General features: G+C 60.2%; 9 protein-coding genes. All 9 read right to left on the bottom strand.

Annotation, left to right across the window (positions count from 1 at the left end):
- Positions 1-793 precede the first annotated feature (793 nt).
- Positions 794-1,669, bottom strand: a complete 876-nt coding sequence (locus AC1ROW_RS21895) for a fumarylacetoacetate hydrolase family protein (protein ID WP_493021771.1) — start codon at positions 1,667-1,669, stop codon at positions 794-796.
- Positions 1,670-1,793: 124 nt separating this feature from the next.
- Positions 1,794-3,785: an alpha/beta hydrolase family protein gene (locus AC1ROW_RS21890; RefSeq protein WP_493021773.1), complete on the bottom strand. Its 1,992-nt coding sequence runs from the start codon at positions 3,783-3,785 to the stop codon at positions 1,794-1,796.
- Complete coding sequence (locus AC1ROW_RS21885; RefSeq protein WP_493021769.1) at positions 3,782-5,161, bottom strand: amidohydrolase family protein; 1,380 nt, start codon at positions 5,159-5,161, stop codon at positions 3,782-3,784. Before AC1ROW_RS21885 ends, AC1ROW_RS21890 begins: the two co-directional genes overlap by 4 nt.
- The gene (locus tag AC1ROW_RS21880; protein WP_493021767.1) at positions 5,158-5,940 is read right to left on the bottom strand and encodes an ATP-binding cassette domain-containing protein; all 783 of its coding nucleotides are present in this window, start codon (positions 5,938-5,940) and stop codon (positions 5,158-5,160) included. Before AC1ROW_RS21880 ends, AC1ROW_RS21885 begins: the two co-directional genes overlap by 4 nt.
- The gene (locus tag AC1ROW_RS21875; RefSeq protein ID WP_493021765.1) at positions 5,930-6,748 is read right to left on the bottom strand and encodes an ABC transporter ATP-binding protein; all 819 of its coding nucleotides are present in this window, start codon (positions 6,746-6,748) and stop codon (positions 5,930-5,932) included. The genes AC1ROW_RS21880 and AC1ROW_RS21875 overlap by 11 nt, the downstream gene beginning before the upstream one ends.
- Positions 6,745-7,338, bottom strand: a complete 594-nt coding sequence (locus AC1ROW_RS21870) for an ABC transporter permease (RefSeq protein WP_493021763.1) — start codon at positions 7,336-7,338, stop codon at positions 6,745-6,747. The genes AC1ROW_RS21875 and AC1ROW_RS21870 overlap by 4 nt, the downstream gene beginning before the upstream one ends.
- 257 nt (positions 7,339-7,595) lie before the next feature.
- Positions 7,596-8,591, bottom strand: coding sequence for an ABC transporter permease (locus tag AC1ROW_RS21865; protein ID WP_493021761.1), 996 nt, complete (start codon positions 8,589-8,591; stop codon positions 7,596-7,598).
- Positions 8,592-8,643: 52 nt separating this feature from the next.
- Positions 8,644-10,056 (bottom strand): ABC transporter substrate-binding protein, encoded by a 1,413-nt coding sequence (locus AC1ROW_RS21860; RefSeq protein ID WP_493021759.1) that lies wholly within the window; start codon positions 10,054-10,056, stop codon positions 8,644-8,646.
- A 155-nt stretch (positions 10,057-10,211) separates the two neighbouring features.
- Positions 10,212-11,108, bottom strand: a complete 897-nt coding sequence (locus AC1ROW_RS21855; RefSeq protein ID WP_493021757.1) for a carbon-nitrogen hydrolase family protein — start codon at positions 11,106-11,108, stop codon at positions 10,212-10,214.
- Between the last annotated feature and the right edge of the window lie 318 nt (positions 11,109-11,426).

The following is an 11,426-nucleotide window of genomic DNA, read 5'->3' as shown; positions in this document are numbered from 1 at the left end:
AACTACCCCTCACGTTGACTGCGTAGCCAAGCTCATTCTCGAAGAATGTTCGTTACACCACTCCACGGGACTTGACCCACGGAGAACCGGAAACGAGCTACGATCGGCCGGCGGAAAGACAAACAAAACGCGCAGGTGCAGCGCCGCCGCAGGCGGCTCCTCACACGTCACCCGAGCAGTGACGCACGCAGGAAGTTGTCAGTCGATCTCCGACGCCCCCGAGAGGCGTATATCTCGCGAGATCGGCTGGGCCCGCGTCCCGGTAAACGTCGCAACGTACACTTGGCGCTTGAGTGCCGAGCTGAATGACACTGCGGACGGACGACTCTGGAACGAGTTGCGCGTAGTCCTTTGGCGGGCTCGTCCGACATGGGGCGGTCGGTGGCCGGCCGACCCGAACGACACGGCCTCCGATCCGCGAGAGGCGAGCTAATGCGCTGTCACCTCAATGAGCACCAGTCCCAGCCCCGGCCCGCTATTAGCCAGCCTCCCTAATCTCTCTCCCGCTCCAATCGCACCGACCAGCCTTCATCCTCGGGGCTTCGTCTTTCCAGAGCTCCGAGCAGGGTGGGCGGACGGAGACGTCGCGGTCAATTCGATACACCCGGGACGCGTGCTGAAACGGCTCAGCAGTGGCAGAGATTAGCCTTCCGGCGGAGAGATCGAGAGCGAGTGGGAGTGGCGGTAGTGCCGGGACCGTGGAATACCGGAGAGACCGCAGGAACGGCAAGGACAGCGGCCCCGCCCCGCAGGATGTCGGGTCTGGTCGGCGACACAGTCAGGCGGGGGAACTCTATCCGATGACGCAGTTGGTCGTTAGGTGTCCGATGCGTTCGATGGAGACTGTTACCCGTGAACCGTGGTTAAGAAACACAGGAGGATTTCGGGAGTAGCCGGCGCCGCCCGGGCTGCCGGTGGAAATCAATGTTCCTGGTAGCAGGGTTGCGGATCGGGAGAGGAACTCGATGATCTCCGCGACGGATCGGATCATCTCGGAGGTGGAAGCGTCTTGCAAAGTCCGGCCGTCCACGTCGGTTGTAAGCGACAAGTTTTGCGGGTCAGGGATCTCATCGGCTGTCACCACCACGGGGCCGGTCGGGGTGAAGCCGTCGAATGATTTGCATCGAGACCATTGAGCTTCCGAGAACTGGAGGTCGCGTGCGGTGATATCGTTCACGACGGTGTAACCCCAGACGTAGTCGAGCGCGTTTCTGGCGCTCACCTTATAGGCCGGCCGTCCGATGATGACTCCGAGTTCGACTTCATAGTCGACTTGGGATGTCATCTCCGCCGCCCACGATGTGGTCGTGCCATGTCCGCCCAAGGAGTTCGGCCACAAGGAGAACACGGTCGCGGTGTTCTCGCTTTGAAGGTTCAGTTCTGACGCATGAGCTGCGTAGTTCGCCCCGATTGCGATCACCTGAGGCGGCCGTAGGACAGCCGAGGCGTGGGACACCTCGCTGAGAGGAATGAGCGGGACGCTTCTCTCGATCGCTTCTTCGACAAGTGAGCGGATGCTGCCGAGGCGATAGTTTCCGTCCTCGATTAGCTCCTGGAGATCGCGCGGAGGGTGCGGCATCACTAAATCCAGAAAGAGTGCTGAATCACCAACTACGACTGCCAAATGCGCCGGCGAGCGAGAGCTGCTTCGCAGATGGGCGAATCTCATGACCGATCTGCCGCGATGTCAGTCCTTCGAAACAAGGTAGCCAGCGGGGCCCGCCCAGCGGACAAGCGCCCCTTAGTCATCGTCGCGGTCATCTGGGCCGCAGCGAGCACCACATCGAACGGCCTCATCCATTGCGATTCTCTAGGGCTTGGGGTCCAATGTGTTCTCTTCTAACTGCGTCAAGAAGCACGTGCGCATCGAACCAGTCCACTATTCGCGAGCCAACCTCGATGATTGCTCCTGTTTCATGGACTCCATGAGCCTCTTGAGGGAAGGTAATGAGACTTGATGGGACCCGGCGTCTAACAAGCGCGCGGTAGTACTCAAGCGCCTGGACTAGCGGCGTGCATAGATCCAGGTGGCCAGCGACGAGAAGGGCGGGAGCTGTTACTTGGCCCGTCAGTGCCACGGGGCTACGAACATGCTCGGACGCATCGCCGTCGAGCGGATCGGCGCCGAGGAACTTAATTGACCAGTCGCCGATGTTACTCAAGAGAGACTGGCTGGTCCAGTCGGTAATCGGCGACATTGCAGCGATCGCACGGAAGCGGTCTGTGGAGCCAGCAAGCAAGGTCGACATGTAACCCCCGTAGCTCAAGCCCATGACCGCGAGGCGCGCCGGATCCGCAATGCCTTCGGCGACTAGGCTATCGATCCCAGCGAGGATGTCCTGCGCATCAGCGCCACCCATGTCACCGATTACCAACTCCGCATAACGTCGCCCCCGGCCTGTGCTACCTCTGGGGTTGGGACAGAATACTGCGTAGCCGTTCGCGACCAGCGCGGGCACGGTTGCCATGCGACCCATACCCCATTGATTGCGAAATGCGTACGCGGGCCCGCCATGGACGTTGACCACAACCGGGAATGGTCCGTCTCCGTTTGGAGTAATGACGAATCCTTCGATCTCTAGCCCGTCCGCGGCAGACCAACTTCGCGATGAGATCGTGCCGCCACGCGTCCGCTGAATTGTCGTTCCAGCGTGCTGCACACTAAGAAGGATTCGCATCGGCTTGTGTGGTTCCCAAATCGAGAGCTGAGGAGGTTTAGCGTATTCGCTGATGACAGCCACGAAGCTGCCGTCCGACGCGAAGGACCCGGTCGGAAGAGAGGCATCGCCGATGGCAGCTGAAGTCACAACCTGTTCTTTTGCGGCACCAATTCGCATGTCCACGATTCCCGCCACAGTTTGGAGGTGGCGAATCCCCACGAATCCAAGCTGGGTCGGTGACACCCATTGGATGCTTGTGACATCGGCCCCCTGCGTGTCGACCTCTGCGACGGTGTCGGAGAGCTCATCTCGAACAAGGATTCTTCCCGCAACTAGGTCCCGGTCGCTTGCGCATCCAGCGATGACTGCAGCGTATCGGCCATCGCTGGAACCGGCGGGACGTGCGAGTTGCTGATCGGGGTCCACGATCGTTCGTAAGTGACCACCGCCAGCGTCAAAGGTGACCAAAGATGAGGAATACCACGCATCCTCGCTAGTGGAACCCGATGTGACGGCGACGATCCTGTCCGGTCCTAACCAAGATGCCTCCCAGACGTTCGCCCGTATGTCTGTCAGCCGAGTGGCCTTTGCAGTCGCGACGTCAACTATCCACAGCGAGCGAGCGGGAGGCTCCGAATGCATGTCCAGCACACGCGGGCCGTCCTCATCTACACGCGAGTCTTCTGGGTGCTTACCTGACCCTTGCCCGCTTGAAACATGCGCTCCAGGCTCCGCAACCACCAGAGCGATGCGCGAACTGTCAGGCGACCAGTGAAACGCCTCCACCGTCCCCTCGAATTCGGCGAGACGACGCGGTTCATTGAGACCAAGTGTCATGATCACGAGATCCCAGGGCCCTCCGCTGGTGCTCTCCACGAGCAGGCCGATGTATTCGCCGCCTGGGGCAAATTGGGCGCCCTGAGACGCACGCGCGGTTAGGCTTTGTGGACCGTCGACGCCTACGAGAAATGCCTGGGGACGGGCAGGGCTGGAAAGATCGTGGAGGATCCACCCTGTCATCGAGATCCGTGAACCGTCTGGTGATACCTGCGCGTCGGTGATCGTGCTAATGGTCCCGACTGCGGGTTGGAGTATTTCGCGGATGAACGCCTCGCCTCGGTTCATCGTGCCCACCGATCCGCTGTGAGCACCGGGCTATTGGGCAGCCCCGCGATGTCGATTGGGCGCCCCTCCTTGGTGACGCTCAGTACGCGTTCGTAGCTGTCCACGTCGGACATAGGATCGCCGTCAAGAACGACGAAGTCGGCGAGCTTTCCAACCTCCACGGTTCCGAGGTCCGAGTCGACGCCGTACGCTTCGGCAATATTGCGGGTTGCACATTGAAGGGCGTCCATTCCCGACATACCCTGTTCCATGGCCGCGCGTAGCCATAGAACGTGACCGGTCCCTAGATGAGTGGGTATGTCAGGGATGCCTGTCTGGAACGGGCCCCACATCGGGCTAGTGGCGGCCGTCTGCCCGTAGACGCCCATGTCGTTAGCGAGAAGTATTTTCGCGCCAGATTCAATGAGGCGGGAATCGTTCTTTGCCTTGACCCGCATGACCTGGCCCCAGTCGTTCCCATGCCACGTCGGTTTGCTGGCGATGAACGCATCTGTGTGGCGCTGAGTAAATAGAAACGCGGTGACCGGAATCTGCGAACTGACGATTCGGCCCAAAACGTCGTCCGGCATCGGATACAGCCCTGTCATGTCTGCATGCTGAATGATGTCGACGCCGGCCTCAATCGAGGTCTTGAGCGCTTCCGGCGCCAGGGTGCAGGCCTGGGCCGTCAGGCCAGCGGCATGGGCCTCCTCGACGACCGCTCGTTGGCTGTCAAGAGAGAGTGCGAGGAAACGACTGTGGGCGTGCGAGCTGGAGGCGAACTTGACGAAGTCGACTTCGCTCTCAGCCAAATACTTTCTGACGGCAGCCCGCACGCCATCGGAAGGCATCCACGTCAAGCGAGCCCCAACTGCTTGCTCCCAATGCGAATTCACCTCGTCCACGACCTCAGAGGCCAGACCTTGTGCGACCTGGGGAAAATAGTCATTCGACCATGGGCCGTCGTTCCCAATCATGTTGCCAGCGACTAGGAGCCGGCTGCCGACCGCCTCGCCCTCCCGGATAGCATCTCGGACTCGGCGTAGAGATTCGAGGGGTCCCCACGTATCGAATACGGTAGTGACGCCGGCACGAAGGGCGACCTGGGTTGCTTCAAGGACGAGGGGGTCATATTCACCAGCGGGGTAACGCAGCAGGATGTCTGGATCGAGATGGATTACCGTGTGAACGTTCGCATCCATCAGACCTGGCACGATGTGCGTCCCAGAGAGGTCCACGATGGCGATGTTCTCGCCGAGGTCATGACCCGGCATGGGGCCCGAGACGTGGACGAATCGTTTGTCTTCGACGATGATGGTCGCGTCTTTGATTGGCGGAGCGCCGGTTGCGTCGACAAGGGTGGCACCCACATAAGCGGTTCGCACATCACTGGTCATTTACTTGGCTCCTCTGTGGCAGTTGGGAGTGTGCTTCGCAGTTGTCGTGAGTACGGGTGCCGCGGTTCGCCATAGAAGTCCTCAACGGGTGCAATCTCGACGATCTCGCCCCTCTGAACGACAGCGATCCGGTGTGAGACGTATCGAACCGCGGCGAGATCGTGCGAAATGAAGACGGAAGCGAATCCATGCTCGGCTTGTAGATCGCGGATCAGATTAAGTACCTGCAGTTGCACCGAGGCATCTAGGGCAGTTACTGCCTCGTCAAAGACGATCAGGTCGGGTTCGGTGATGATCGCGCGCGCGATCGCAACGCGCTGCCGTTGCCCTCCAGATAATTGGTGAGGAAAGCGGTCGGCAAAGCTTTCACCAAGCCCAACGCGGTCAAGGATGGAAACGACTTCGTCCTTCCGTTTGCTCATTGAAACGGACCGCGTGATCGCTAGAGGTTCCGACAGCGACCGCCAGATCCGGAGACTAGGGTTCAGGGACCAGTCAGGATTCTGCAGAACGACTTGCATCCGCCCGTGGCGATGTCGCGCTCGCTTGGACCCAGCTACGGGCTGTCCGTCGAAGAGCACGCTGCCAGAAGTGGGTCTCATAAGACCTAGGAGGACTCGACTCAGAGTGGTCTTGCCTGAACCAGATTCGCCTACAATTCCCACTGTTTCGCCTGCGCCGACTTGCAGAGACACACCTCGGAGTGCGTGTACTTGGCGCCGACCCCGGCCGAAGTTGACGACGACGTCTTGCACGGAAACCACCGGATCATGCGACATAGCGAACCGCCTCCAGACGCTGGCCGCAGGACTCCAGCCCGAGTCGTGCGCTAAGCAAAGACCTGGTATAGGGATGCTGAGGGTTGGCGAGCACTAGCTGGGTATCACCGGACTCGACCACCTTGCCAGCGTGCATGACTGAAACCCGGGTGGAGAATTCGCCGACTGCATGAAGGTCGTGAGTGAGCAGCACGAGGGCACTTCCCGTTTCGCGACAAAGGTCTACGAGGAGCTTGAGAATCTGGGGCCGCAATGTTGCGTCAACAGCCGCTGTGGGCTCGTCCGCGATGAGAACTCGTGCGCCCCTCATAAGCGCCATCGCTATGCAGACCCGCTGGGCCATTCCACCAGAAAGCTCATGCGGAAACGATCGAAGTACGGTGTCGATTCCCCGAAGGCCCACTCTTTCGAGGCTGTCTCTCATCGAAAATGTGCTATCTCGCCCCTCCTGAGCCAACTGCATTTGAGCGCCGATTCGCATCGTCGGGTCGAGCGATGCAATCGGGTTCTGAAACACGAAGCCGAGCCTGTCGCGTCGCAGCGCACGTAAGCCTTCCATCCCCACCGTTGGGACCGACACATCGGTAACGACGAGCGATCCAGAGACGAACTCTGCGTTCGAAGCGAGCAAACGGCCTGCGGCCATCCCGAGAGTGGTCTTACCCGAGCCGCTCTCACCGACGATGGCGTGAACCTCCCCCTGCCGCACCGAAATGGAAGCCCCGTCGAGTGCTCTCACTCGCCCGGAATCGGTCACATACTCGACCACAAGTTGGTGAGCCTCGAGCACCACTGGATTGATAGTCATCTTCGGACCTCTCCTGCTCGCACATCTAGTAGATCCCGCAGCCAGTCGCCCGTGAGGTTGACGGACAGGATGGTCACTGCCAGAACGACGCCAGGGATGATGACCAACCATGGCGCGACGGACAGATAGGAGGACCCTTCGTAGACCAGCGATCCCAATGAAGCCTGGGGCGGCTGCACGCCGAGCCCAAGGAAGCTGAGAGCACTCTCCACGAGCATCCCAACCGAAAGTGCGTACGTTGCTTGTACAGCCGCTGTCCCCGCGACGTTGGGCAAAATGTGTACGAATAGGAGACGAGGCAAGCCAGCTCCACCGACTTGAGCCGTGAGGACGAAGTCCCGCGAAACAATTCCGAGGGTGGCTGCTCGCATGACCCGGATCATGAGCGGGCTGGTGGTCAGAACGATTGCCACAGTCACACCCAACAGTCCCGGGCCAGTGATGGCGACGATCAGGATTGAAAGGAGTACGGACGGGAACGCAAACAGGACGTCTGCCCCTCGCGCAATGAGCTCGTTGGCCAACCCGCCGAAGTATGCAGCGGTCATTCCAAGCAGGATGCTGAACACGGCCGTGGCCAACACCGCCACGCCGGCGACGAGAAGCGTTGTGCGAAGGCCTTCGAGCAGCCGCGGTAGAACCGACCTTCCGAGGGTATCCGTCCCCGCGATGAAGTGTGCGTCTGGTAGCTCAAGCCGACCGCCAGCGCCGATGGCGGATGGGTTGCCGAATGGCAGCAATGGCCCTAGAAGAGCTAGAAGAACAAGCGCCACAAGAAGCACTAGTCCCACCGCTGATAGAGCGCCAAGTCGCGATCGGCGCCACCACAGTGGCGCGCGTCTGCCCGTCATGCGCGTACTCCCCTAGTCCTCGGGTCAATCAGCCCGTACGAGATATCGGCAAGCATGTTGATCGTGATGAAAAGCGCCGCGGACACCAGTACTACGCCTTGCACGACGGCGTAGTCGCGCTCGCGGACGGCGTTAAGTACCGCTTGGCCCATTCCCGGCAGCGAAAAGAGTCCTTCCACGATGACCGCTCCGCCCAGCAGGTAGCCGAAATAGGTGGCTACCACAGTAACCATGGGGATGCTCGAGTTCCTGAGCACATGGTGCCGGATCACATGCTCGGAAGACTCCCCCCGGGCGACGGCGGCGAATACGTGAGGCGACGTAAACGTCGAAGCGACAGCATCTCGTCCTGTTCTGACAAGCACCGCCACCCCAAAGACACTCAAGGTGAGCGCCGGAAGGAACACCGCTCGAACGTTCTCGATGGGGTCGTCAGAGAATGGCACGTAGCCTCCGACTGTGAACCAAAGCGGAATGGCCGAGAAGATGAAAACCAGCACGCTGCCGACTACGAAATCAGGGAAGCTGAGCGCAACGGCGCCAACGAATCGGCTGAGCCCGCTGGCGATGCGGCCCCGGTTTGCTCCCGACACGATCGCGAGCGGTAGCCCGACAATGAGCGCGATGATCAGTGCGAGCGCTGCAAGCTCGGCGGTCACTGGCAACTTCCTCGATATCAGTTCCGCCACTGGCGTCCCGGAAGTGTAAGAGGTGCCAAGGTCGCCCGTGAGCACATGCGAGAGCCAGTCGAGGAATTGAAGTGGGATTGGCTGGTCAAGACCATACTGGGCGGCAACTTGCGCCTTGGCCTCAGCCGACGCGAAGGGGCCCAAGACGACCTGGGCATAACCTCCGGGGATCAAGTGGACCGCGAGGAAGACGAGCATCGACACAACCAGAAGTGTGCCGGCGCCGACTAAGAGCTTTGCGGCGACGAATCTGGTGGCGCGAATTCCAGGGGAATTGAGCCATGATTGTTGTGGTTTGAACATATTTCTCGTTCGAGGAGGGGGCGCCGACCATGCGGTCGGCGCCCAGCGTCGACTATTTGCTGAACTGGTCCAGGTACCGGAACGGATCACCGTAACCTTCGATCTTCGGGAACGTCGGTACGACGGCGCCCGATCGGTACGCCACGACAGGGGAGCGAGTGGCAAGAGGGATCATGTTCGCGCCTTGGCCGATCATGTTGCAAACAGTCTGCAACGCGGCTTTGCGCGCGTCACCCGTGACTTCGTTCGACTCGACGATCGCTTTGTCCAAGGCCGGGTTGTCAGGCATCCAGGCTTTGTTGAAGCCGCTCGCAGACGGGTTCCAATAGCCGAGCACCATTCCCGGGTCGGCGTACCCGGCGAACCATGAAATGCTCAGGTCGAAGCGCGCCGGGTTGGCCGTGAACACTCTGTTGAGCCAAACACCATTTTCAAGTGTCTCGATCTTGACATTGAACCCGACCGCCGTGAGCTGCTGCTGAAGCACCTGTGCGATCGCCGCATAACCAGCGTCCGAATTCGCCGCGAGAATCGTGACCTGCTTGGAAGCTCCGCCGGCCTCGGCGACGAGCTTCTTCGCGCGCTCAAGGTCAGGTTTGGCGAAGGGGATTTGCCCTTCCTGACAGCCCACGGGCAGACCCGGAGGCGCTGCGGCCACTACCGGAGTGCCGGTCCCGCCCAGGGCCGTCGTCCCAATCTCCTTCCGCCCGATCGCAAGCGCAAGCGCCTGCCGGAGTCGAGGGTCAGAAAACGGGCTACTTATGGCGTTAACGTCCGCGCGGTAGTAGTCGGCGGTGGGCTGAACGTGGGCCTTCACGCCCGAGACACCCTTCAGAAGGGTCGGTGCGTCGGGATTGGAGAAACTTGTGAAGTCGATGCTCCCGTCCCTCAGAGCGGCAATGCGCGCAGTGTCATTTGTCAGGATCTTGACGCGAAGCTCTGAAACCTTGGGCTTTGCGCCCCAGTAGTTCTTGTTACTAACGAGGTCCCAGCTTTCGCCGGCTACGTGAGATTTCGACACGTAGGGGCCCGTTCCAAGAAGCTCCTTCTTTGGGTCAAAGGTCCCGCTGTCGAGCTCCTTAATTGGAAGAATGGCCGAGGCTGTCGCAGCAAGCGCAGCTAGGAAGCTGTTGGAGGGTGTCCGCAAATTCACCTCGACCTGATCGCTACCCACCGCCTTTACCGACGCGATTGGCAAGAATGAAGCTGAGAGCGACCCCGTCTTGGGGTCGATGATCCGCTCCAGGCTGCCGACAACATCGTCAACACTCAGCGGCCGACCATTGCTCCACGTCACGCCCTTCCGCAGGGTGAACACGTAGGTCGTGGGGGAAGGCCGCTTCCACGATGTAGCTAGCGCGGGAATTGGCTTGAGGTCGTTATCCACCGTGACCAAGGGCTCATAAACGCGGTTTAGGATCTCACCGTCCGCAGCACTGTAGGACGTTTGAGGGTCGAGATCCACTACCTCCACTGCTTTGCCCCAGGTTAGTGCGCCGGATGTCGAACCCCCAGCACCTGAGCCCGATGGGGTGGTTCCGGAGGTACAGGCGCTAAGCGCCACGGCACAGGCTAGGACCGCTGCGCTCAATCCGAGCCAGCGAGAAGTCCTCGTTGATTTCACTGCTGTTCTCCTATTTTTTCTTTCCGACTAGGTGTCGGGGGGATGTGATTTCGGGAATCGTTCAATTTGGGCACCGAGATGCGGGCCGACCACGCGTCGTGGGTGATCGACCCGCCATATAGCGGAAGATCAATGGGCGGGTCGTTGGGTTGTAGTTGATCCCAAAGGCGGTTAAGCCCGGCAGTACCGTATTCGCGCGTTCTGCTGACTTCGTCCAGATCGATAACGTCGGAGAGCACTTGTTCCGCTCCGTCTGTGGCTGCGACCCTAACGCGGCCTTCCGAATCACAGATGAGACTCTGTCCCAAGCCAGTAGGCGTCGCCGCGTTGACCGATGCGAAGGCGACCTGGTTGATGATCGCATTGGCTCTGGCGAGGACGATTTCCTGCGCACGATCAATCGTGCGTGTGCGCACCACGTTCAAGACGAGTTCTGCACCCATCCAGGCGAGCTGTCGAGTCGACTCCGGGAACCAGGAGTCATAGCAGATCGAGAGTCCGATCCGCCCGAACCCATCCATGTCGAAGACGACAAATCGGTTGCCAGGTGCCGACTTCTCATACGGCCGCCAGGGGAACACCTTTCGATAGGAAGCCACAAGGCGACCCTCTGGGTCGTAGACGACAGCCGTGTTGTACACCTGGCCGTCTTCTCCTAATTCGTAAACCGAGCCGGGCACGAGCCAGACCTCGAACTCCCTCGCGATCGCGGAGAGCATCTGACCCCGCGGCCCCTGGAGAGGCTCGGCTAAGTCGCCGATGGAGTAGACACCGACCCCATGATCGCGTGGGGTGTCACCGGACCCGGGTGCGCAGAGGTGGAGTTCAGGAAAGACAAACAATTTGCTCGCTGAGTACGCGTGAGTGAGCCGGTCCAGGTCCTGTCCGAACACCTCCAGACTGCTAGCGGGGACGCCTGGCGATTGCACGAGTGCGATCGGAAGGTTGCGGCTCATCGTTGTGCTCCAGACGGTCGGTCAGAATGCTATTCTATAAACAGAATTCAGTTAAATGAAAGCCCTGATTAACCGAACTCGCGCGAGATCGCCGATCAGATGCGCACATGGCCTGAGCTAGCTACGCTCAACCGAAGATGAATCAACCGAAGAATGGTGACGATGGCACGCAAGAAGAAAGTAGTGCCCCGTAGAGTGGTGTAACGAACCCCGAGTAACAACGGCCCCACTGAAAGAACAGCGTGGCCACCGGGG

It is taken from the genome of Leifsonia sp. GW821-FHT13C09, assembly GCF_058806435.1.
The sequence above is the reverse complement of the archived record's forward strand: the minus strand, read 5'-3'. Positions and strand labels throughout refer to the sequence as shown.

Excerpts from the sequence above, each read along its gene's own strand:
- AC1ROW_RS21865 (WP_493021761.1), bottom strand. The coding sequence starts at position 8,591 with ATGTTCAAACCACAACAATCATGGCTCAATTCCCCTGGAATTCGCGCC.
- AC1ROW_RS21880 (WP_493021767.1), bottom strand. The coding sequence starts at position 5,940 with ATGTCGCATGATCCGGTGGTTTCCGTGCAAGACGTCGTCGTCAACTTC.
- AC1ROW_RS21885 (WP_493021769.1), bottom strand. The coding sequence starts at position 5,161 with ATGACCAGTGATGTGCGAACCGCTTATGTGGGTGCCACCCTTGTCGAC.
- AC1ROW_RS21895 (WP_493021771.1), bottom strand. The coding sequence starts at position 1,669 with ATGAGATTCGCCCATCTGCGAAGCAGCTCTCGCTCGCCGGCGCATTTG.
- AC1ROW_RS21875 (WP_493021765.1), bottom strand. The coding sequence starts at position 6,748 with ATGACTATCAATCCAGTGGTGCTCGAGGCTCACCAACTTGTGGTCGAG.
- AC1ROW_RS21890 (WP_493021773.1), bottom strand. The coding sequence starts at position 3,785 with ATGAACCGAGGCGAGGCGTTCATCCGCGAAATACTCCAACCCGCAGTC.